20 protein-coding genes and 1 pseudogene are annotated in these 22,505 nt (G+C 64.4%); 9 read left to right on the top strand and 12 right to left on the bottom strand.

Translation table 11 applies throughout. The features are described 5' to 3' along the window. Positions 1-15: 15 nt before the first annotated feature. The 3 genes and pseudogenes from J6525_RS01180 to J6525_RS01170 form a co-directional block, all read right to left on the bottom strand. Positions 16-522, bottom strand: coding sequence for an invasion associated locus B family protein (locus tag J6525_RS01180; protein WP_225641597.1), 507 nt, complete (start codon positions 520-522; stop codon positions 16-18). Positions 523-627: 105 nt separating this feature from the next. Continuing rightward, positions 628-3,787: pseudogene (locus tag J6525_RS01175) on the bottom strand (efflux RND transporter permease subunit). Further along, a complete protein-coding gene (locus J6525_RS01170; RefSeq protein WP_225641399.1) occupies positions 3,784-4,953 on the bottom strand; it encodes an efflux RND transporter periplasmic adaptor subunit in 1,170 nt (389 codons plus the stop codon). The pseudogene J6525_RS01175 and the gene J6525_RS01170 overlap by 4 nt, the downstream one beginning before the upstream one ends. Positions 4,954-5,135: 182 nt before the next feature. On the opposite strand from J6525_RS01170, the gene J6525_RS01165 reads away from it, so the two are divergent. The 7 genes from J6525_RS01165 to J6525_RS01135 all read left to right on the top strand — a co-directional run bounded on the left by J6525_RS01165 (position 5,136) and on the right by J6525_RS01135 (position 11,822). Further along, positions 5,136-5,597 carry a MarR family winged helix-turn-helix transcriptional regulator gene (locus tag J6525_RS01165; RefSeq protein ID WP_016841339.1) on the top strand — a complete coding sequence of 154 codons (462 nt, stop codon included), beginning with the start codon at positions 5,136-5,138 and terminating at the stop codon, positions 5,595-5,597. A gap of 127 nt (positions 5,598-5,724) precedes the next feature. Beyond that, entirely contained in the window at positions 5,725-5,964 is a 240-nt protein-coding gene (locus J6525_RS01160; protein ID WP_028344615.1) for a hypothetical protein, read from the top strand. Positions 5,965-6,223: 259 nt separating this feature from the next. Then, entirely contained in the window at positions 6,224-8,791 is a 2,568-nt protein-coding gene (locus J6525_RS01155) for a TonB-dependent receptor (RefSeq protein WP_225641397.1), read from the top strand. 20 nt (positions 8,792-8,811) lie between these two features. Next, on the top strand, positions 8,812-9,501 hold the full coding sequence (locus J6525_RS01150) for a Fe2+-dependent dioxygenase (RefSeq protein WP_028334318.1): 690 nt from the start codon (positions 8,812-8,814) through the stop codon (positions 9,499-9,501). 3 nt (positions 9,502-9,504) lie between these two features. Beyond that, positions 9,505-10,548, top strand: coding sequence for a tonB-system energizer ExbB (gene exbB / locus J6525_RS01145; RefSeq protein WP_225641395.1), 1,044 nt, complete (start codon positions 9,505-9,507; stop codon positions 10,546-10,548). A gap of 3 nt (positions 10,549-10,551) precedes the next feature. Beyond that, positions 10,552-11,016: a TonB system transport protein ExbD gene (gene exbD / locus J6525_RS01140; protein ID WP_076826519.1), complete on the top strand. Its 465-nt coding sequence runs from the start codon at positions 10,552-10,554 to the stop codon at positions 11,014-11,016. An 11-nt stretch (positions 11,017-11,027) separates the two neighbouring features. Beyond that, positions 11,028-11,822 carry a cell envelope integrity TolA family protein gene (locus J6525_RS01135; RefSeq protein WP_225160637.1) on the top strand — a complete coding sequence of 265 codons (795 nt, stop codon included), beginning with the start codon at positions 11,028-11,030 and terminating at the stop codon, positions 11,820-11,822. Positions 11,823-11,961: 139 nt separating this feature from the next. On the opposite strand, the gene J6525_RS01130 is transcribed toward J6525_RS01135, so the two are convergent. The 5 genes from J6525_RS01130 to J6525_RS46675 form a co-directional block, all read right to left on the bottom strand. After that, positions 11,962-13,197 (bottom strand): ABC transporter substrate-binding protein, encoded by a 1,236-nt coding sequence (locus tag J6525_RS01130; protein WP_225641393.1) that lies wholly within the window; start codon positions 13,195-13,197, stop codon positions 11,962-11,964. A gap of 195 nt (positions 13,198-13,392) precedes the next feature. After that, positions 13,393-13,800, bottom strand: coding sequence for a hypothetical protein (locus J6525_RS01125; RefSeq protein WP_026192644.1), 408 nt, complete (start codon positions 13,798-13,800; stop codon positions 13,393-13,395). Between the two features lie 102 nt (positions 13,801-13,902). Further along, positions 13,903-14,583, bottom strand: a complete 681-nt coding sequence (locus J6525_RS01120) for a site-2 protease family protein (protein WP_225641392.1) — start codon at positions 14,581-14,583, stop codon at positions 13,903-13,905. Positions 14,584-14,667: 84 nt separating this feature from the next. Continuing rightward, the gene (locus tag J6525_RS46680; RefSeq protein WP_446471725.1) at positions 14,668-15,312 is read right to left on the bottom strand and encodes a DMT family transporter; all 645 of its coding nucleotides are present in this window, start codon (positions 15,310-15,312) and stop codon (positions 14,668-14,670) included. Further along, positions 15,309-15,566 (bottom strand): EamA family transporter, encoded by a 258-nt coding sequence (locus tag J6525_RS46675; protein ID WP_446471724.1) that lies wholly within the window; start codon positions 15,564-15,566, stop codon positions 15,309-15,311. Before J6525_RS46675 ends, J6525_RS46680 begins: the two co-directional genes overlap by 4 nt. Before the next feature lie 92 nt (positions 15,567-15,658). Here J6525_RS46675 and J6525_RS01110 point away from each other — a divergent pair, with 92 nt between their 5' ends. Beyond that, positions 15,659-16,531: a LysR substrate-binding domain-containing protein gene (locus J6525_RS01110; RefSeq protein WP_225641391.1), complete on the top strand. Its 873-nt coding sequence runs from the start codon at positions 15,659-15,661 to the stop codon at positions 16,529-16,531. Here J6525_RS01110 and J6525_RS01105 read toward each other — a convergent pair. From J6525_RS01105 to gntR, 4 genes are all read right to left on the bottom strand, one after another. Continuing rightward, positions 16,528-17,274 carry an SDR family NAD(P)-dependent oxidoreductase gene (locus J6525_RS01105; RefSeq protein ID WP_057019729.1) on the bottom strand — a complete coding sequence of 249 codons (747 nt, stop codon included), beginning with the start codon at positions 17,272-17,274 and terminating at the stop codon, positions 16,528-16,530. The two genes, J6525_RS01110 and J6525_RS01105, sit on opposite strands and share 4 nt — an antisense overlap. A gap of 12 nt (positions 17,275-17,286) precedes the next feature. After that, a complete protein-coding gene (locus J6525_RS01100) occupies positions 17,287-18,021 on the bottom strand; it encodes an SDR family oxidoreductase (protein WP_225641389.1) in 735 nt (244 codons plus the stop codon). A 113-nt stretch (positions 18,022-18,134) separates the two neighbouring features. Then, positions 18,135-19,973, bottom strand: coding sequence for an IlvD/Edd family dehydratase (locus J6525_RS01095; protein WP_141339954.1), 1,839 nt, complete (start codon positions 19,971-19,973; stop codon positions 18,135-18,137). Positions 19,974-20,183: 210 nt separating this feature from the next. Next, positions 20,184-21,212, bottom strand: a complete 1,029-nt coding sequence (gene gntR / locus J6525_RS01090) for an HTH-type transcriptional regulator GntR (RefSeq protein WP_225641388.1) — start codon at positions 21,210-21,212, stop codon at positions 20,184-20,186. A 205-nt stretch (positions 21,213-21,417) separates the two neighbouring features. On the opposite strand from gntR, the gene J6525_RS01085 reads away from it, so the two are divergent. Further along, positions 21,418-22,485 (top strand): ABC transporter ATP-binding protein, encoded by a 1,068-nt coding sequence (locus tag J6525_RS01085; RefSeq protein WP_028334988.1) that lies wholly within the window; start codon positions 21,418-21,420, stop codon positions 22,483-22,485. The last annotated feature ends 20 nt before the right edge of the window (positions 22,486-22,505 follow it).

The raw sequence follows: 22,505 nt of genomic DNA, 5'->3' as shown, positions 1-22,505 counted from the left end.
CTCCGCTGCGCGGCGCTACTTGATCTTGTCGTAGACCGTTGCGAAGTCGGCGAGCGGCATCGGGATGGAGATGGTTTCCTTGCCGAGATTCTGGAACGACACCTTGAGCTGCTTGCCCGATTTCAGCTGGGTCAGGACATCGGCGGCGATTGGCGTATTGATGTAGCAGCCGCGCGCTTCGCAGGTCTGGATCGGCACGTCGACGGCCTTGCCGTCGTCGACCTGCAGCTTGGCGCCGACCGGCAGGTTCAATCCGAGTGGAAGCTGGATAAGCGCCACCGGCGTGCGGGTGTCGCCGGGAACGCGGATGTTGACCAGCACGATGAGCTGGCCGGTCTTGGTGAGCACCGCGGTCTGTTCCATCGCGCATTCGAGCGGAGCGTCGCGGCTCGCACTGGTGCAGCGCGCGATCCAGCCGGAATTGTTGGGGGCTGTTGCATCGCTCTGAGGAGCCGCGGGCGCAGCTGCCGGAGCGGGCGCGTTCTTGCCCTTGGCTGTCTGGGCGTGGCCAGAGTGGGCCATGCCGAACGCGGTCAGCAGGACGAAGAGCGACTTGGCGACAATCTTCACGGCACCGGCTCCGAAATGAACATCTTTCGGATGTGCCGGGATGCCGTCAAAGTCAAGTCACTCGGCGGCTTCCTTGACCGATCCATGCTCGCCGTCGTCAGCGTCGTGGTCGGCGCGCGGCGAGCGGCCCCAGTTCGCAAACGCATTGGAGAGCTTGTCGAGATAGAGGTAGACGACCGGCGTCGTGAACAGCGTCAGCGCCTGGCTGACGATCAGGCCGCCGACCATGGCGTAGCCGAGCGGCTGGCGGATTTCCGAGCCGGTGCCGGTCCCTAACATCAACGGCACGCCGCCGAGCAAGGCGGCCATCGTCGTCATCATGATCGGACGAAAGCGGAGCAGGGCGGCCTGGCGGATCGCCGCCACAGGCTCCATGTGCTGGTCGCGCTCGGCCGCGATCGCGAAGTCGACCATCATGATGCCGTTCTTCTTCACGATGCCGATCAGAAGGATGATGCCGATCAGCGCGATCAGCGAGAAGTCGAAGCCGGCCGCCATCAGGATCGCGAGCGCGCCGACGCCGGCCGACGGCAGCGTCGATAGAATCGTGATCGGGTGGATGTAGCTCTCGTAGAGAATGCCGAGGATCAGGTAGACGACCACGAGCGCCGCCAGGATCAACAGCGGCACTGTCGACAGCGATTGCTGGAACGCCTGCGCGGTGCCCTGGAAGCTCGAGCTCAGGGTAGGCGGCGCGCCAAGGTCGACCATCGCCTTCTGCACCGCTTCCGTCGCCTGGCCGAGCGCAACACCCTGCGCCAGGTTGAACGAGATCGTGATCGCCGGGAACTGGCCCTGGTGGCTGATAGAGAGCGGCCGTACCGGCACGCTGGTCCAGGTCGCGAAGGTCGAGATCGGCACCTGTTCGCCGGTCAGCGGCGACTTGATGTAGATCTTGTTCAGCGTGTCGATCGCGCCCTGCAGCTCAGGCAACACCTCGAGGATGACGTGGTAGCTGTTGAGCTGGGTGAAGTACTGCGTCACCTGGCGCTGGCCGAACGCATCATAGAGCGTGTCGTCGATCAGCTGCGGCTGGATGCCATAGCGTGAGGCGGTGTCGCGGTTGATCTTCAATTCGAGCGTGGTGCCGTTGGTCTGCTGGTCGGTGGCGACGTCACGCAGCTGCGGCAGCGTCTGCATCTTGCCGAGAATCTTAGGCGCCCATTCGTTCAGTTCGGCGAGGTTGGCATCCTGCAGCGTGAATTCGAACTGGGTGCGGGTCGGGCGGCCGCCGAGGCGGACGTCCTGCGCCGCCTGCATGAACAGCCGGGCACCCTCGACCTTCTCCAGCTTCGGCCGCAGCCGGGCGATGACCTGCTGCGCGTTGGCGTCGCGATCCTTCAGCGCCTTCAGCGTGATGTACATCGCGCCGTTGTTGCCGGCGCGGCCACTGCCGCCGATCGCCATCGCCACCGTCGCCACCGCGGGATCCTGCAGCGCGATCTTGCCGAGCTCCTCCTGCTTCCGCTTCATGTCGGCGAAGGAGATGTCCTGGTTGGCTTCCGAGGTCGCGGTGATCAGGCCGACGTCCTGCTGCGGGAAGAAGCCCTTCGGGATGATGACGAACAGGTAGACCGACAGCGCCAGCGTCCCGAAGAAGATCATCAGCGTCGTGAACTTCCAGCGCAAGGCGAGGTCGAGCACGCTCTGATAGCCGCGCAGCATGGCGTCGAAGCCGCGCTCGCTGAGCTGGTAGAACCGACCGTGCTTCTCGTCATTGTGGGCGCGCAGGAAGCGCGAGGCCATCATCGGGGTCAGCGTCAGCGACACGAACATCGAGACGAAGATGGTCATCGCCAGCACGACCGCGAATTCGCGGAACAGGCGGCCGATGATGCCGCCCATCAGCAGCAGCGGGATCAGCACCGCGACCAGCGAGATGCTGATCGAAACGATGGTGAAGCCGATTTCCTGCGAGCCCTTGAAGGCGGCAGCCATCGGCTTCTCGCCCTCTTCGATGTAGCGGCTGATGTTCTCCAGCATCACGATGGCGTCGTCGACCACGAAGCCGACCGCGATCGTCAGCGCCATCAGCGACAGATTGTCGAGGGTGTAGCCGAACACCCACATCAGCGCGCAGGCGCCGAGCAGCGCCAATGGCACCGTGACCGTCGGGATCACGGTCGCCCAGAAACTGCGCAGGAAGACGAAGATCACCATCACGACCAGGAAGATGGTCAGCAGCAGGGTGAACTGGACGTCCTCGACCGCCGCGCGGATCGTGGTGGTGCGGTCGCTGATCACGTCGATCTTGATCGCCGGCGGGATCGCGGCGACCAACCGGGGCAGCGTCGCCTTGATCTTGTCGACGGTGTCGATGACGTTGGCGCCGGGCTGCTTGAAGATGACGAGGAATACGCCGCGCTTGCCGTTGGCCCAGGCGGCCTGCTTGGCGTCCTCAGGCCCGGTGACGGCCTGGCCGATGTCGCGGATCCGCAGCGGCCCGCCATTGCGGTAGGCGATGATGACGTCGTTCCACGGGCCCGCCGTGAGCAGCTGGTCGTTGGCGTAGATGGTATAGGCGCGGGTGGCGCCGTCGATGTTGCCCTTCGGACTGTCGACGGTGGCGATGTTGATCGCGGCGCGGACGTCCTCCAGCGACAGGCCCTTGGCGACGAGCTTGGCCGGGTCGATCTGGACGCGAACCGACGGCTTCTGCTGGCCGCCGATGATGACCTGCGCAACGCCCGAGATCTGGCTGATCTGCTGCGCCAGCTGGGCGTCGACGGCGTCGCTGACCGTCGTCAGCGGCAGCGTGTCCGATGTGGCCGACAGCAGCATGATCGGCGAGTCCGCCGGGTTGACCTTGCGGTAGGTCGGCGGCGAGGGAAGGGTTTTCGGCAACTGGCCGCTGGCCGCTGGCCGCGTTGATGGCGGCCTGCACGTCGTTGGCGGCGCCGTCGATGCTGCGGTTGAGGTCGAACTGGATGGTAACCGCCGCCGTGCCGAGATAGCTCGTCGAGGTCATCTGCGCGATGCCCGGGATCTGCGCGAACTGGCGCTCCAGCGGCTGGGCGACCGAGGTTGCCATCGTTTCCGGGCTGGCGCCGGGCAGGGTCGCGGTGATCTGGATGGTGGGGAAGTCGACCTGCGGCAGCGGCGCGACCGGCAGCAGGGGATAGGCGACGAGACCGACGAACAGGATGCCCGCCATCAGCAGCGAGGTGCCGATGGGGAAACGAATGAATGGTGCGGAAATTCCGGCGCCGACGCTCATTCCTGCGCAACCTTCGACTGGGACGGATCCGAGCTCGCCACCGCCGTTGTCACCGGGGTTCCCGGCGAGACCTTGTACTGGCCCGCGGTGATCACTTGCTGTCCGGGCGACAGGCCCTCGTCGATCACCGACTTGCCGTCGATCGACTGGCTGACCTTGATCTTGCGAAGCTCGGCCTTGTTCTCCTGATTGACTGAATACGCGTAGAGGCCATCGGTGCCATGCTGCACCGCGTCATCCGGGACGACGGTGGCATCCTTCAAGGTTCGGACCAAAAGCCGGGTCGAGACCGACTGGCCCGGCCACAGCGCGTGGTCCTTGTTATCAAACACCGCCTTCAGCCGGACAGTCCCGCTTGATGTGTCGACCTGATTGTTGATCAGCGCCAGGGTTCCCGTGGATAGTACCCGCTTGCCGTCGGTGGTGAGTGCAATGGTCTTAGGCGGCGCCACCGAGAGCGCCGCCTTGATATCCGGCAGCTGGTCTTCCGGCGCGGTGAAGATCACCGTGATCGGCTCGATCTGGGTGATTGTGACAATGCCGGTCTGGGCCGAGGCATTGACGATGTTGCCGATATCGACCAGTCGCAGGCCGACAATGCCGTCGATCGGGGATTTGACGGTGGTGTAGTCCACCTGGGTCTGGGCGTTGAAGATGGCGGCCTCGTCGGCCGTGATCTGGGCGGTCAGCTGCGCCACCGTGGAGCGCTGGGTGTCGAGCTGCTGGCGCGTCGCGAACTCGCCGAGCCTGGTGGTGCGCTGCAGGTCGAGATTGGCGTTGGCGAGATTGGCTTCGTCCTGGGCCTTCTTGGCCTTGGCCTGGTCGAGCGTCGCCTGATAGGGCCGCGGATCGATCTCGACCAGCGTGTCCCCGGCCTTGACGAACTGGCCTTCCTTGAAAGCGATCCTGGTGATCTGGCCGTCGACCCGGGTGCGGACCTGGACGGTGTTGAACGCCTGCACGGTGCCGAGGCCCGTGAGATAGACCGGGAAGTCGGCTTTCTCGACCGGCGAGATCTTGACCGGGACGGCCGGGCGTTGGGCGGAGCGCTTCTGCGCGGCTTCGGCCGCCTGCTGGTTGCTCGTGTGTTTCTGCCAGCCGAAATAACCGGCGGCGCCGACCGCAGCGATCACTAAAACCCAACCGATGGTGCGTGACTTTGACATGCGGACTCTTGGGTTCGACGTAACAATAAAGGCTGATCGAAACGGTTCACAGAGCTTGCGGATATAATATGCGTGCACTTAATGTGTAAACACACCAAGGCTTGAGAATCCTAAACATTTGGAAAGGTTTAGGTCAGAAACGAGCAGAAACAATTCGCCTGGGAAACGCACCGAGGACCCCTATGTCGCTCGATCTCAAACGCCAGTTTATCGCGCAGCTCGTCGAGAGTTCCCGGCTGCTGCGCAATTATATCGATCATCGCGCCAAGGCGCGAGGCACCACGCGTGCGCAATGGATCGTGCTCTTCCGCCTGCGCGAGCAGGAGGGACTTTCCCAGGTCGATCTCGCCGACGTCCTCGAATTGCAACCGATCTCGCTGGTGCGGCTGCTCGACCGCCTTGTCGAGCATGGCCTGCTCGAACGGCGTCCCGATCCCAGGGATCGCCGTGCCAATCGCCTGTTCCTGACCCGGAGCGGGCGGCGTCTCGTCGACGATCTCGACAGTTTGCGCGACGCGATCGCCGGCGACGTGCTGCGCGACGTCTCGGACAAGCATGTCGAAAGCGGCCTCGCCACGCTGCGCGAGGTCAAGGATCGCATCAAGGCGCTCGGCGAGGAGGCGGAGCGCATCGCCGCGAAATAGCGCATCTCATCGCACGCAGATTCCTGCGCTCCATCCATTCACCCGTTGCAGCGTGCGCGAGCCGGTTGAATCGTCGCGGGATGTCGTTCATATCGCGCAGCGACGATGCGAGAGGATGAGGGCCGCGATGGATGAGTTGAACGGGCGCATGATGGCATGCCAGATCCTGGTTACAGGATTGATCGCGCGCGTCGCCAACGAGCAGCGCGACCCGCTGCGCTTTCTCACAGACTTCCGCGACGAGATCAAAGCGGTCGTCAACGGCGTCAACATCGCCGGCCTCGAGAACAGCGATCGCGTGCGGCAGGTCGCGCAGCGGACGATCGACGAACTGTTTTCGCTGATGAAGCCGCCAAGCGCCGAGTAATCGCGTGGTCGCATGGACAGCGCCCGCACGCGGCAGCCAATGACGGGCAACACCGATTTAGAACGATTATTAGAATGCTTAAAAACTACAGTTTAGAACGATTTCAAACCGTAGATTAGAATCGCTTTGAATTGGGGCGATTCAAGCCGACTGTTGCGCTCGCCGCATTGATAAAAAAGGTCACGCTCGATAACCGATGGAGACAGTTCGTCGCAGCTTCATTTCGCGAGCGAGCTGATTTTTCTGGGGCGAGCAAGACATGAGCAATGTGAAGGCGCCGAGATCGCTGCGCTTTGATGCAGCGATCGGTTCGGCTGATGACACCGGTTATTCCGCCACGAAGGTCTCCGCAGTCGCGAGCCTGATCGCGGTGGCGTCGTTTTCGGGGGCTGAAGCGCAGCAATCCAACCTGCCGCCGGTGAACGTCGATGCCCCGGTCGCTCGCCCGCGGCCCGTGACGTCAAAGCCCACTGCGGACCAGGTCCGCGCCCGCAACGCGCTGCGCCGCGCCGCGCGCCGCAACAATCAGCAGGCACAGCAGACGCCGGTGCCGTTTCCCAACGCCGGCGGTCTTCCCGCCGACCGCGATCCCTATGCGGATCCGGCCGCGCCGTACAAGGGCGACCGTTTGCAGTCGTCCGGGAAATATCCCGAGCCGATCCTGAACACGCCGAAATCGGTCACGGTGCTGACCAAGGACGTGCTCGAAGACAAGAACGCCACATCGCTGAAGTCGGCGATCCTGTCGACGGCCGGCGTCACGCTCGGCACGGGCGAGGGCGGCAATGCCTTCGGCGACCGCTTCTTCATCCGCGGCTTCGACGCACGCAACGACATCTTCATCGACGGCGTGCGCGACTCCGGCGTCAGCGTCCGCGAGAACTTCTTCACCGAGCAGGTCGAGATCCTGCGCGGCCCGGGCTCGTCCTTTGCAGGCCGCGGCACCACCGGCGGCGCGATCAACATCGTCACCAAGCAGGCGACGACGCAGAACAGCTTCTACAACATGGACACCACGTTCGGCACCGATCGCACCAAGCGCGTGACGCTCGACGTCAACCAGGTGATCAGCCCGACGCTGGCGATCCGCGCCGGCGGCCTGTTCCAGGATGCCGGCGTCGCTGGCCGCAGCTATGTCACCGACGACCGCAACGGCGCGTTCGTCGCCGGCACGTGGAAGCCGGTCGACGCGGTGAAGATCACCGGCAATTACATCCACACCGAGCTCACCGGCATCCCGGATTTCGGCGTGCCGTACTACCGGCCGAGCACCGCGAGCACGGCTGGCGGTCCGTTCCCGGATTTCGGCGTCAACCGCAACAATTTCTACGGCTTCGTCAACCGCGACTTCTTCAGGACCGGGCAGGACATCGGCACGATCAACGCCGAGGTGCAGATCACGCCGGACCTCGTGGTCAGCAACAAGATCCGGGAATCGCGTTCGACACAGAACTACATCGGCACGCTGCCGGAAGCGCCGACGCTGGCCGCCGGCGCTCCGTTCACGGCGTATACGCTGAGCGCCAATCCGCAAAGCCGCTACCAGGTCACCGACGTGTTCGCCAACCAGACCGAGGCGACCTACAAGTCGGTCGACGGCCTCGGCTTCAAGCACACGACGACGGCCGGCGTCGAATACGACAACGAGCGGTCCTCGATCGACAGATATCTCGGCCTGAGCTCGGAAATAACGACCGGCACATCGGCATTCACGGGAAGCGGATCGCTCTCCGGCGTCAGCGTGTTCAATCCGCAATACACCAACATTCCGTTCCCGATTCCGTCGGGGCTGTCCGGGATGCCGACCAAGATCGGGATCGACACCACCAGCGGCTACATCATGGATACCGCGAACTACAATGACTTCGTGATCCTCAATGGCGGCATCCGCTACGACGACTACAAGATCAACACGTCGGGCTATCTGACTTCGGGCGGCAGGACCACATTCGGCAGTCAGTCGGCCGACTTCGGGATGCCGAACTTCAACCTCGGCCTCACGTTGAAGCCGTTGCCGAACGGCAGCGTCTATGCGGCCTATGCGACCTCATCCAACCCGGTCGGCGCCGAATTCGACGGCACCAGCACGGCGTATGGCGGTCTGTCTCCCGTGCTGAACGGCGGCAATACCCAGATCTTCGGGCCGGAAAAGAACAAGGCGATCGAAGTCGGCACCAAGTGGGAATTGTTTGATCGTCATCTGCTGGTGACGGCGGCGCTGTTCCAGACCGAGAAGGAAAATGCGCGCGAATCGCAGAACGTGAACAACGCAACCGCGGCCGCGGCCCTTGGCTGCTCCTATCCGACCGGGACGACCGGCAATATCTCCTGCATCACCGCGGGCGCGGCCTACCGCATCCGCGGCATCGATCTCGGCGTCGGCGGCAAGATCACCGACAAATGGAGCGTGTTCGGCGGTCTCGTGCTGATGCAGTCGGCAGTGACGAGGTCGCTGGCGCCGCCGGCCAACACCATCCTGTACTCCAGCAATGTCGGACTGCCGCTCGCCAACGTCGCGCACCAGTCGTTCAGCATGCTGACCAAGTACCAGCTCACCGACATGTGGGAGCTAGGCGGGCAGGCGGTGTATCGCTCGAAGGTCTATGGCGGCACGCTGCTCGCGGCCAACCAGGGCACCTCGATCCCGAGCTATTGGCGCTTCGACGCCTTTGCCGAAGCTAAGATCGACAAGCACTGGACCATGAAGCTGTTCGTCAACAACATCTTCGACAAGCGCTACTACGACGCGCTGTACCAGAGCGCGGCGCCGTTCGTGCTCGAAGCGCCGGGACGCGCCGCGTATCTGGTTGTTTCTGCGCGTTACTGACGGAGGCTTCGCGGCGACAGATGCTGGTCTGTGTTCCCAACGTATTGAGCAAGGCTGATGTGGCGGACTTCCGCCGCATCATGGCGCAAGCCGAATGGGAGGACGGCCGCTCGACCGCCGGCGCCGCGTCCGCGATGGTCAAGCGCAACGAGCAGCTGCCGCCCGACAGCGAGGTCGCGCGGCAGCTCGGCAACCGGATCCTGTCGGCGCTGTCGGCGAGCCCGCGCTTCATCTCGGCGGCGATCCCGCTTAGAATCTTTCCACCCTTGTTCAACCGCTATGCCGCCAGCGACGGGCACCATTTCGGCCTGCACGTCGACAATGCGGTGCGCGGCGACAGGCTGACGGGCATGAGGATCCGCACCGACCTCTCGGTCACGCTGTTTTTATCGGAGCCGGAGGACTACGACGGCGGCGAGCTCGTCATCGAAGACCTCTACGGATCCCATGAAATCAAGCTGCCGGCTGGCGATCTGGTAGTTTATCCTGCTTCCAGCTTGCATCTGGTCACGCCGGTCACGCGGGGGACGCGGGTAGCGTCTTTTTTCTGGCTGCAGAGCATGGTACGGGATGCACACGCGCGCAGTCTGATCTTTGATCTCGATACCGCGATCCAGGCTCTGGTGGAGCGGCTGGGGCGCGATGACCCCGAAACGGTCAAATTGACCGGGATTTATCACAACCTGATCCGTCACTGGGCTGAAGTGTAACTGATGATGACATTCAAGTTCCCCGCTGCATCCGCCATGATCGCCTCGCTGGCGATGCTGATGCTGGCCGCGCCGTCTTCGGCGCAGCAGCAAACGGCGCCTGTAGCGCAGCCCGCACCCGTGACCCGGCCTCAGGCCGCACCCGCCCAGCCGGCGGCGGCCCAGCCCGCGCCGGCTGCCCAGGCCGCGCCGGTGGCCGCCCAGCCGGCACAAGCGGCGCCGCAGGCACAGGCCGCGCCGGCCCCTGCCGCGGCAGCTCCGGCTCCGACGGCGAACGAGGCGTCCCTGGCTGCGCCCGCGAGCGGCGACAGCAAGGCGCTGAAGTCGACCTCGACCGGCCTGCACGAATTGTCGCCGTGGAATATGTTCTTGAACGCCGACATCATCGTGAAGGCGGTGATGCTCGGTCTCGCTTTCGCGTCGCTCGTCACGTGGACGGTGTTCATCGCCAAGATGGTCGAGCTGACGGTAGCGCAGCGCAAGCTGCGTGGCGCGCTGGCCAAGATCGCTGAATCCCGCTCGCTGGCCGAAGCGCAGTTCGCGCTCGGTGCCAAGGGCAGCGTGCTGTCGTCATTCATCGCAGCTGCGATGCGGGAGGGGCGCCTGTCGGCGGGCATCTCGAGCGACAGCGGCATCAAGGAGCGCGCGGCGTCGAGCTTCGCCGAGATCGTGCGCGCCGAAGCCCGCAAGATCCGCATCGGCATGGGCCTGCTCGCGACCATCGGCGCGACGTCGCCCTTCGTCGGCCTGTTCGGCACCGTCTGGGGCATCATGAACAGCTTCATCGGCATTTCGAAGTCGCAGACGACCAACCTTGCCGTGGTGGCGCCGGGCATTGCGGAAGCGCTGCTCGCGACCGCGATCGGCCTCGTCGCGGCGATCCCCGCGGTCATCATCTACAACCATTTCTCGCGCGTCACGAAGGTCTATCTCGAGTTGGTCAACCGCGCCTCGGGTGCCGCAGGACGGCTGTTGTCGCGCGATCTCGACCGCACCCATGGCGACGTTCCGCGTAACGCGCATGCGCGCGCCGCGGCGGCGGAGTAGGCGATGGCAGTCTCGATCTCCGAGAACGATGGCGACGACGATTTCGCGGAATCCCACGAGATCAACGTCACGCCGTTCATCGACGTCATGCTGGTGCTGCTGATCATCTTCATGGTGGCAGCACCGCTCTCGACCGTCGATCTTCCGATCGATCTGCCGACCTCCAGCGCGACGCCGCAGAAGAAGCCGGACAAGCCGACCTATCTCAGCATCAAGCCGGATCTGACGCTGGCGATCGGGGAGAACGCGGTGAAGCGCGTCGACCTGGTCAATTCGCTGGATGCTGTGCCCGACATGACCCGGGACAAATACGTGTTCCTGCGGGCCGATCGGATGGTACCCTATGGCGAGCTGATGGGCGTGATGGAGCTGCTGCGCGCCGGCGGCTACACGCACGTGAAGCTGGTCGCGCTCGAGGGCGTTCCGGGAGCGCCCGCGGCGGCGCAGGCCGATCCTGCCAAACCCTGACGGCGAACGCGATGTCCACCAACCCCGATCTCGATCTGCGGACCTCGAAGCGGCTCTGGGTGATCGCTGCCGTGACGGCAGTCGGGCTGCATCTAGGCGGTGCCGCGCTGGCACTGACCAATTTGCGCGGCGACGACGGCGACGAGGGGCTCGGCGCTGCCGGCGCGGAGTACGCCGTCGAACTGGCTTCCGCGGATGCAACCGAAGAGGCCCTACCGCCCGGACCGCTGGCTGACGAGCAGCAGGCTGTGCAGGAAATGGCGCAGCAGAAGGCCGAGGTGAAGGACACCGACCTGCCTCAGGAAAAGCCGGTCGAGTCCGACGACCCCGATCGCATCGTGACGGAAGACACTGCCAAGAAGCAGAAGGAGGAGGAGGCCAAGGTCGCCAAGGTCGAGACCAACGCGCAGGAAGCGCAGCAGGCCTCGGAGGCGGCCGCGCCGACCAAGCTGGAGGACGCGCGTCAGTCGGACACCACCAAGGCACCCAACCCAGGCATCGGCAAGGACAAGCTGCTGCTGACCGCCAAGTGGGGCAAGAAGATCAGCGCCTATCTCGACCTGCACAAGAAATTCCCGGAGAAAGGCAAGGCCAAGGAGGCCAAGGTGAAGGTCGCCCTGGTGCTGAATCGTCTGGGCAAGGTGCTGTCGGTTGCCGTGCTGGAATCGTCCGGAGATGCCGCCTTTGACGACGCGGCGATCTCGATGGTCCACCGGTCCGATCCGGTCCCGGCGCCGCCGGCCGACCTGACCGACGATCAGTTCTCCTTCAGCCTCGACGTCAATTACAACAAGCCGAAGAAGTAGCGAGCCGCGGCTGCTTGCGATCAGACGCCGGCGTCATTCCGGGGCGCGACACGTCGCGAACCCGGAATCCATTTCTCCATTGAATGCGCCGCTGGTCGATTCCGGGTTCGCGGTTCACGAGCCCCGGAACGACGTTGCCTCAGCTCTTCTTCACCAGCGGGCAGACGCTCTTCTCGAGCGGGAGGAAGGCTTCGTCCGCGGGGATGGTGGCGACCAGCTTGTAATAGTCCCACGGATATTTCGAGTCCGACGGCTTCTTCACCTCGAACAGATAGGCGGGGTGGATCTTGCGGCCGTCGACGCGGATCGAGCCCTTGCCGAACAGGGGATCGTCGGTCGGCAGCTCCTTCATCTTGGCGACAACGGCGCGACCGTCATGCGGATTGCCGCCGAGCGCTTCCAGCGCCTTGAAATAGTGGATCAACGACGAATAGACGCCGGCCTGCACCATGGTCGGCGGGTTCTTCTTGAAGCGCTCCATGAAGCGCTTGGAGAAGGCGCGGGTCTGGTCGTTCACGTCCCAGTAGAATGTCTCGGTGAAGTTCAGGCCCTGCGCGACGTTGAGGCCGAGCGCGTTGATGTCGGTGATGAACAGCAGCATGCCCGCAAGCCGCTGGCCGCCCGAGGCGATGCCGAATTCCGCGGCCTGCTTGATCGCGTTGGTGGTGTCGCCGCCCGCATTGGCGAGTCCAACGATCTTGGCCTTCGAGCTTTGCGCCTGCAGCAGGAAGGACGAGAAGTCGGCATTGTTGAGCGGATGCTTGACGCTGCCGAGCACCTTGCCGCCATTCGCGGTGACCACGGCCGAGGTGTCGCGCTCGAGCGCCTGGCCGAACGCATAGTCCGCGGTGAGGAAGAACCAGGTGTCGCCGCCGGATTTCACCAGCGCCTTGCCGGTGCCGTTGGCGAGCATGTAGGTGTCATAGACCCAGTGCACCGTGTTCGGCGAACATTGCGCGCCCGTGAGGTCGGACGAGGCGGAGCCCGAGTTCAGGTTGACGACGTTCTTCTCCTTCGAGAGGTTGGCAATCGCGAGCCCGACATTGGAGGCCGCGAGGTCGACGAACACATCCACCTTCTCGACGTCGATCCACTGCTTGCCGATGTTGACCGCGACATCGGGCTTGTTCTGGTGATCGGCCGAGATCAGATCGATCTTCCAGCCCTTCGCCAGCAGCCCGGAATCCTCGATCGCCATCTGCGCCGCCACGGTCGAGCCGGGACCGCCGATATCCTGATAGAGGCCGGACTGATCGCCGAGCGCGCCGACCTTGGCGACCTTGTCCATCGTCTGCGCCGAAGCACCGCCGCAGAACACGAGACTCGTGGTCATGACCAAGGCCGTCGTGACCGAGGCTGCAATGGAACGCTTCATCTTCCCTCCAGTATGATTTTGTTTTTTGAGTTCCGGATTATGCCCGGCATCGGGCGCATCGCCTAGAGCGCCGGCGCAATCGCTCGCGCGCGATATTCCACGCCACGGCGATTGCGCAGCCGGTGACGCGCGACGGGATGCCGCGGTGTGCGTGGTTCGATCATCGGACGCGGATAGGGTGAAGTGCGGACGGCGCTATTTCCAGTAGTACCGGATCGCGACATAGACCACGACGAGGCAGGCGAAGATCAGTGCCACCGGCATCGAACGCTTGGCGTTCGGGTCGGAGGTGCTCGTCTTCTTGGGGGGCAGGCGGCGGAACGTCGTGACGTTGCCGCTGTCGGCGACCGGCTCGCGCGCGCGCGCTGGAACCTCCGGCGCTTTGCCGGCGCCGCCCATCTCGACATAGTAGGTGCGGTACATCTCCTGGATGGTCGCCTCGCCGGCGTCGGCTTCGCTCATCTGTCCCAGCAGCTTGTTGTAAATGGCCAGGAAATTCTGCGCCTCAGGCGGCAAGGCGGAGGCGCCGTTCAGCTTGGCCATCATCTTCCAGGTCGCAAAGTCGGCCCGCGCGCGGGTGTCGGCGCGTCGTGCAATCAGCATATCGGCAGCTTTGATCACCATGGCCTCGAAGCGTTCCTGTCCTCAACGCATGACCGGGAAAATTGGCTACCGGTTTTCGATCGGGTCGTGCGTAAATCAAGGCTATGTGTTTCCGGTAATGAGGAGAAGGGCGTTCCTCACATAGCCGGTCAGAATTCCTAGTATCGTTGAAATAACATCAAGATTTAGGCCGACTTGCTGGCCGATCACCGGTAGCAGGATCAACAGCCCGATGAGGATCAGCATGCCGTAGGGCTCCAGCCGGGCGAGCGGGATCGCCAGCGGCCTTGGCAGCAGCCCGACCGCGACCCGGCCGCCGTCGAGCGGCGGGATTGGCATCATGTTGAAGATCGCGAGCACGATGTTGATCAGGAAGGCGTTTTTCAGGTTGTCTGCGGTCCATTTCGCGGCATCGGCCGGCACCAATGGCAGCGCGTGGAATGCCAGCGCCGCGGCGGTCGCCAGGATGATGTTGGTGGCAGGGCCGGCCAGCGCCACCCACACCATATCGAGCTTGGGATGATTGAGCTTGCGGAAGTTCACCGGCACCGGCTTGGCGTAGCCGAACAGGAACGGCGAATGCGCGAACAGCAGCACCGCAGGCAGGATCAGCGTGCCGAACGGATCGATGTGCTTCAGCGGGTTGAAGCTGACGCGGCCGAGCTGCCAGGCGGTGTCGTCGCCGAGCCGATGCGCGACGAAACCGTGCGCGGCTTCGTGAAACGTGATCGCAATGACCACCGGCAATACCCAGACGGAGATGTCATAGAGGGAGATGTTCAATGGCGTGCCGCCTCAGGTTCGCTGGGACCGGACCTCAGGCTAGCACGGATTCGCTGAAGGGCTTGCTGGCGAGCGTTGCCGCGGTCAGCGCATGTCGGGGGCGACCGCGTGCGCCAGGGGCGGCTCGGTGGTCGCGATCCTGATGCCGACAAAAACGGTGACGATGCCGGCCACCAGATTCCAGCTCAGCGGCTCGCCGAGCAGGGCTGCGCCGACCAGCGATGCCGAGATCGGATTGACGGTGACCGAGATCGCCACCCGGGTCGGCGTCGTCCGCTCCAGCGCGAAGGCCCAGAGATAGAAGGTGAGCGCAGCGCCGAAGGCGCCGAGATAGATCGCGCCGAACCATTGCGGCGCGCCGAAATCGGCAACCGGCGCAAAACTGCCGCGCAGCAGCGAGGCGACAATGAGCACCACCGCCCCGGCGGCCATCGCGAGCGTAGTGAAGGGGATCGGGCCGGAGCAGCGGATATAGGGTTTTGACCAGATGCTGTAGAGCGCCATGCACAGCGCGGCTGCGATCATCAAGAGGTCGCCGCGCCAGGCACCAGGCGGAGCCGTGGCGAGGCCGGAGAGCAGCGCCATCGAGACGCCGAGGATGGTGATCAGGACGCCTGTGGTCTTGCGCGCGGTGAGCGCTTCGGCGCCCAGCACCGCGCCGACCAGCATGGTCAGCAGCGGCAGTGTCGACAGCGCGAGTGCGCCGCGCGCGGCGGTGGTGAAGATCAATGAGGCGTTGAACAGGACCGGAAACGCCGCAAAGAACAGCAGGCCGAGGCCGGCAACGCCGAGCCAGGCCGCGTCGGCCAGCTCCGGCGTTGCAGCAGTGCCAGCGGCAGCAGCAGCAGGACGCCGATGCCGAAGCGGAACGCGCCGATCGCCAGCGGGTCGATGGCGCCGACCAGAAACCGCGTCGCGCCGATCGAAGTGCCGCCGAGCGCGCTCGAGGCCACCGCCGCCAACACCCCCCAGATCTCGCCCATTCCGTTGGCCCCTTGGTTTTGCTTGCGCAAACTAGGGAAGGGAACATAATCAGGGAATGGAATAGATGTGATTGACTAAATCACAGATCGTTATGAGCGCGCCCATCCTGAACCCGGATCTTCTGCAGGCCTTTGTCGCGGTGGCGGAGCATCGCTCCTTCACCCGCGCGGCCTCGGCGCTGAACCGGACCCAATCCGCCGTCAGCATGCAGGTGAAGCGGCTGGAAGAGCGGCTGCAGGCCGAACTGTTTCACCGCAGCACGTCCAGTGTCGACCTGAGTGCAGCCGGCGAGGGATTGCTCGGTTATGCCCGCCGCATCCTGAGCCTCAACGCGGAGGCGGTCGGCCGGGTGCGCGAGCATGGCACGGATGGACGGGTTCGCCTCGGCGTGATGGACGACTATGGGACGATGATCGTCCCGCCGCTGCTCAAGGACTTCATCGCCAGCTATCCGCTGATCCATGTCGAGATGGAGACCGGGCTGACGTCGACAATGACCGATCGGCTCGGCGAAGCCTATGACCTCGTGATCGCGATGCACCCCGAGGGACGCGGCGAGGGCGAGTTGCTGCGCACCGAGCAGGCGGTGTGGGCCGCGAGCGCTGCGCATCGCGTCGAGGAGCTCGATCCGCTGCCGGTCGCGCTCTATCCGCAGGGCTGCCTGTTCCGGAGCTGGGCGATGCAGGCGCTGGACCAGGCGAACCGGCCGTGGCGGCTCGCCTTTGTCAGCCACAGCCTGTCCGCGGTCGAGGCGATCGCGGCGCAGGGCCTCGCCGTGACCGTGGTCAAGTCGGGGACATTTCCGCCGACGCTGCGTCGGCTGACCGCGCGCGACGGCATGCCGCGGCTGCCGCGGGCCGAGATCCGGCTGCATCGCGCGCAAAACCTGTCGCACGCGGCGTCACTCCTGGCCGATCATCTCGTCGCGGCGCTGCGGCAGCCGGCGAGGCGAGCGGCGATCTAATAGGTCGCGCGGCCGCCGGAGATGTCGAACACCGCGCCGGTGGAGAAGGCGCAGTCTTCCGACGCCAGCCATGCCACCATCGAGGCGAGCTCCTCGACCTGGACGAAGCGGGCTTTCGGGATCTTCGACAGCATGAAGTCGATGTGCTGCTGGGTCATCTGGTCGAAGATCGCGGTCTTCGCTGCGGCCGGCGTCACCGCATTGACCAGAATGTCGTGCTGCGCGAGCTCCTTGCCGAGCGATTTGGTGAGCGCGATCAGGCCCGCCTTCGACGACGAATAATGCGCCGCGTTCGGATTGCCTTCCTTGCCGGCGATCGAGGCGATGTTGACGATGCGGCCGTATTTCTGGCCGATCATAGTCGGCACGATCGCCCTGCAGCAGATGAAGGGACCCTCGAGATTGATGCGCATCACCCTGCGCCAGTCGTCGAGATCGGTTTCCCATACCGGCTTGTTGGCTCCGGTGATACCGGCGTTGTTGACGAGAATGTCGATCTTGCCGAACGCCCGCAGCGTTTGATCGCGCGCGGCGTCGACCGCGTCGGGATTGGTGACGTCGGTCTTGATCGCGATCACGTTCTCGCCGATCGCCCGCGCGGTCTTCTCGGCCAGCGGCTGGTCGAAATCCCAGATCGCGACCTTGGCGCCCGACGCGACAAAGCGCTCGGTGATAGCGCGGCCAAATCCCTGCGCGCCGCCGGTGACGACGGCACAGCGGCCGTTGAGATCGATCTTGTTCATGTTGCCTCCCGATTAGAGTGTCCAGCCGCCGTCGATGACATGCGCGACACCTGTCGTGAACGAGCTTTCGTTGCTGGCAAGATAGACGGCGAGCGCGGCGATTTCCTCGGCGGTGCCGAGCCGGCCCATCGGCTGGCGCGCAACGAACATCTCGCGTCCCTGCGGGCCGGCAGCCGCCGCACGCTCAAGCATCGAAGGTGTCTCGATAGTGCCGGGGCAGATGCAGTTGCAGCGGATGCCCTTGGTGATGAAGTCGGCCGCGACCGAGCGCGTCAGTGCCGCAACCGCGGCCTTGGTGGCGCTATAGACGTAGCGGTTCGGCGCCGCCTTCACCGCGCCGGCGGCGGAGGCGATGTTGACGATGGCGCCGCCGCCCTGCGCCAGCATGCCGGGCAGGAAAGCGCGGGTAGTGCGGTGCATCGACTTGACGTTGAGGTCGAAGGAGAAATCCCAGTCGTCGTCCGAGCACTCCAGGGCGGTGCCGTGATGCACAAAGCCCGCGGCATTGAGCAGGATGTCGGTCTTGCCCGCGCGTTTTGCCATTGCCTCGACGGCTGCGGTGTCGCGCACGTCGAGCTTCGCAACCTCGGCGACGCCTTCCTGCTTGAGCAGCGCAAGTTTGCCTTCGTCGATATCGGTCGCGAACACGCTCGCGCCCTCGCGGGCAAAGGCCAGCGCGCAGGCGCGGCCGATGCCGACGGCCGCTGCGGTTACGAATGCGCGTTTGCCCTTCAGGCGGTCTGACATGCGTTTCTTCCTTCTTTGACGATTTGCAGTGTCATGCGCGGGCTTGACCCGCGCATCCATCTTTCGAAGAACGATGGATTGCCAGGCCGCGCCCGGCAATGACGGTTTGCGTCCTAGTGATTGTCGCGCGCCACGCCGACCTTGCCGGCGATGTCGTGATAGCGCGTCGCGAGCTCGAGGCAGGCGCCGGTCGCGTGCTGGCCGACGGTCTTGCGATAGAGCTCCTGCCACGGCGTCTGGTTGGCCGGGTGCGGGAAGCCGCCCTTGGCCTTCAGCTCGGCGCGGCGGGTGCGCAGCTCATCCTCCGAGATCATGATGTTGGCGCTGCCCTTGTTGAGGTCGATGCGCACCTTGTCGCCGGTCCTCAGGATCGCGAGCCCGCCATCGGCGGCGGCCTCGGGCGAGGCGTTGAGGATCGAGGGCGAGCCCGAGGTGCCGGACTGCCTTCCGTCGCCGATGCAGGGCAGGGACAGGATGCCGCGTTTGATCAGCGCGGCGGGCGGCTGCATGTTCACCACCTCGGCGCCGCCGGGATAGCCGATCGGGCCGGTGCCGCGGACGAACAGGACGCAGTGCTCATCGATGTCGAGCGCGGGATCCTCGATACGGTTGTGATAATCCTCCGGCCCCTCGAACACGATGGCGCGGCCCTCGAAGGCATTGAGGTCCTTCGGGTTGGACAGATAGCGGTCGCGGAATTCCTTCGAGATCACGCTGGTCTTCATGATCGCGGAGTCGAACAGATTGCCGCGCAGCACGATGAAGCCGGCGTCCTTCACCAGCGGCTTGTCGTAGCCCCAGATCACGTCGCCGTCGGGCGCAGGTGCTTCCTTGCAGTTCTCGCCCATGGTGCGGCCGTTGACGGTGAGGGCGCCTTCGTGGATGCGCTTGTGCTTGATCAGCTCGCGCACCACCGAGGGCACACCGCCGGCGCGGTGATATTCCTCGCCGAGATAGAAGCCGGCCGGCTGCATGTTCACCAGCAGCGGGACGTCATGGCCGTATTTCTGCCAGTCGTCGATCGACAGCTCGACGCCGACATGGCGCGCCAGCGCATTGATATGGATCGGCGCATTGGTCGAGCCGCCGATCGCGGAGTTGACCACGATGCAGTTCTCGAACGCCTCGCGCGTCAGGAAGTCCGACGGCTTCAAATCCTCCCAGACCATGTCGACGATGCGTTTTCCTGTCTCGTAGGCGATCTGGCCGCGTTCGCGATACGGCGCCGGGATTGCCGCGCAGCCCGGCAGCGAGAAGCCGAGGGCTTCCGCGAGCGAGTTCATGGTGGAGGCGGTGCCCATCGTGTTGCAATGGCCGACCGAGGGGGCCGAGGAGGCCACGATCTCGATGAACTGCTCATAGTCGATCTCGCCCGCGGCGAGCCGTTCGCGCGCCTTCCACACCACGGTGCCGGAGCCGGTGCGCTGGCCCTCGTGCCAGCCGTTCAGCATCGGGCCGCCCGACAGCACGATCGCCGGCAGGTTGACGGTCGCCGCCGCCATCATGCAGGCCGGCGTGGTCTTGTCGCAGCCGGTGGTCAGCACCACGCCGTCGAGCGGATAGCCGAACAGCACCTCGACCAGGCCGAGATAGGCGAGGTTGCGGTCGAGCGCCGCGGTCGGGCGCTTGCCGGTCTCCTGGATCGGATGGGTGGGAAACTCCATCGCGATGCCGCCGGCGGCGCGGATGCCCTCGCGGACGCGGTGTGCGAGCTCGAGGTGATGCCGATTGCAGGGCGACAGGTCGTTGCCGGTCTGCGCGATGCCGATGATCGGCTTGCCCGACTGCAATTCCTCGCGCGTCAGGCCGTAGTTGAGATAGCGCTCGAGATAGAGCGCGGTCATGCCCGGATTGTGCGGGTTGTCGAACCATTCCTGGGAGCGGAGCCTGCGGCCCTTGCCCTTGCTGGTCGCGCCTGCGGCGTCGTGCCCGTTGGTGGGGGGTTTTGTCATTGGTTTCTCCCGCAATGCAAACTGGTGGGCCCATTCAAGGGCTCTGGTTCAACGTCGTCTCTACCTTGCGCAAATCGTCGTGCATTACAAACCCGACCGATCACGCACAGGTGTTTCGTGTGATGGATTGGACCTTAGTTGAAGGGTCTTGGTTGCGCTATCATTTTATCATTTTTCGCGTCCCTTGTGACGGGCAGCTGCCGGGCGAGGTCAATTGCGTCGCGCCGAGCTTTGCCGTTCCATGACACTGAAGCCGAGATCGACGACAGGCTCGGCGGGCCGGCGCCCTTCCAGCGTCTCGATCACCATCACGGCAGCGTTTCTGCCCATTTCGTAGCGATTGGTGCGCACGCTGCTCAAGGTCGGCTCGCTCGACGCCATGAATTCGAGGTCATTGAAGCCGACGATCGCCATCTGCTCCGGCACCGCCATGTGCCGGCGCTTGCATTCGAACAGCGCGCCGAGCGCAAGGTCGTCATTGACGCAGAACACGGCATCGATGTTGGGCGCCTTGGCGAGCAGGTCGGCAAACAGCGTGCCGCCGAGCGTGACCGAGGTCGGGATCGCCGTTGTCACAATAAGCTGTGGATCGAACAGCCCAGCGTCGGTCATCGCGGAGCGATAGCCGTCGAGCCGGCGCTGCACCCGCGGGTCCATCCGCGCGCCGAGGAATCCGATCCGCCGGTAGCCCTGCGCGAGCAGGTGGGCGATGGCGGCTTTTGCGGCCTCAAAATGCGAGAATCCGATCATCATGTCGATCGGGGAGGGACCGACCTCCATGATCTGGACGATGGGACAATCCACCGTCTCCATGATGCGGCGGGAATCGGCGGTCTGGTTAATGCCGGTAATGATCAGCCCGGCGGGCTTCTGTGCCAAAAACAGACGCAGCAGGCGCTCTTCCTGCAGGATGCTGTAGCGCGTGTTGGCGAGCTGAATGCTGTAGCGGCTGCCGTCGAGCGCGTCGTAGATGCCGCGCAGCACGTCGGAGAACACGTTGTTGGTCAGCGACGGGATCAGGACACCGATCACCTCGGTGCGCTGCGACGCAAGCGCGCGTGCCGCGAGATTGGGCACGTAACCGAGTTCTTTTGCCGCACTGTCGACCCGCGCGCGCTTGCCGGCCGAAAGTGCTTCCGGATTTCTGAAGAACCGTGAGGCCGTAATCGGACTGACACCGGCGAGCTTCGCGACTTCGGCGAGCCGGATCTTGCCTGGCGTGATGCGCTTTCGGGCCATTTGCCGCTCATATCACGACGTTCGTCGCAGACAAACTGATATTGACAGCGCTACCAAGCGATTGCTAATCGAACGATTGCCAAAACCGGATAAACTGCGGACAATAACGCCAGTCCAACAGCGCCGCGCACCCAGCGCGGCCGGAACAAAACAGAGCGGTGGCGGCACTCGTCGTACGTCGTCGGGAACTTGAGGAGGGAAGTGGATGTCGTCGGTCCAGATTCGCGACGTGCGGAAATCGTTCGGCAATTTTGAGGTCCTGCACGGCGTGTCGATCCCGATCGAGGACGGCGAGTTCGTCGTTCTGGTCGGCCCCTCCGGCTGCGGCAAGTCGACCCTGCTGCGCATGCTGGCGGGGCTCGAGAACATCACCTCCGGCACGATCTCGATCGGCGACCGCGTCGTCAACAATGTCCAGCCCAAAGAGCGCGACATTGCGATGGTGTTCCAGAACTACGCGCTCTATCCGCATATGACCGTCGCCGACAATATGGGCTTCTCGCTCAAGCTGCGCGGCGCCAAGCCCGAGGAGATCTCGACCGGCGTCAAGCGCGCCGCGGAAATCCTTGCGCTGACGCCGCTGCTCGAGCGCTATCCTCGCCAGCTCTCCGGCGGCCAGCGCCAGCGCGTCGCGATGGGCCGCGCCATTGTGCGCGATCCGCAGGTGTTCCTGTTCGACGAGCCGCTCTCGAACCTCGACGCCAAGCTGCGTGTTGCGATGCGTACCGAGATCAAGGAGCTGCACCAGCGGCTGAAGACCACGACCGTCTACGTCACCCACGACCAGATCGAGGCCATGACCATGGCCGACAAGATCGTCGTGATGCACGACGGCATCGTCGAGCAGATGGGCTCGCCGCTCGAGCTCTATGACACGCCGGCGAACCAGTTCGTGGCCGGCTTCATCGGCTCGCCCGCGATGAATTTCCTCAAGGGCAATGTGAAGGTGAACGGCGCCGCCTATTTCGAGGGACCGAACGGCGTCAAGCTGCCGCTGAAATCGGCGCCGGCCAATTCCGACGGCCAACCCGCGGTCTACGGCGTACGGCCCGAGCATTTCACCATCGCCGATGACGGCGCCGAGGCCGAGATCGTGGTGGTCGAGCCGACCGGTTCGGAGACCCAGGTGTTCGCCAAGCTCGGCGGCGAGCAGGTCGTCGCCGTGTTCCGCGAGCGCCATCTGTTCAACCCGGGCGACAAGGTTCGGCTCAAGCCGGATCCGTCGCTGGTCCATCTGTTCGACGATTCGACGGGGAAACGACTGAACAGCTGACGGACCGATCGATCTTAATG

Origin of the sequence: Bradyrhizobium australafricanum, from assembly GCF_020329495.1 — a bacterium.
GTDB classification, from domain to species: Bacteria; Pseudomonadota; Alphaproteobacteria; order Rhizobiales; family Xanthobacteraceae; genus Bradyrhizobium; species Bradyrhizobium australafricanum.
This window is presented reverse-complemented; position numbering and strand designations above follow the sequence as displayed.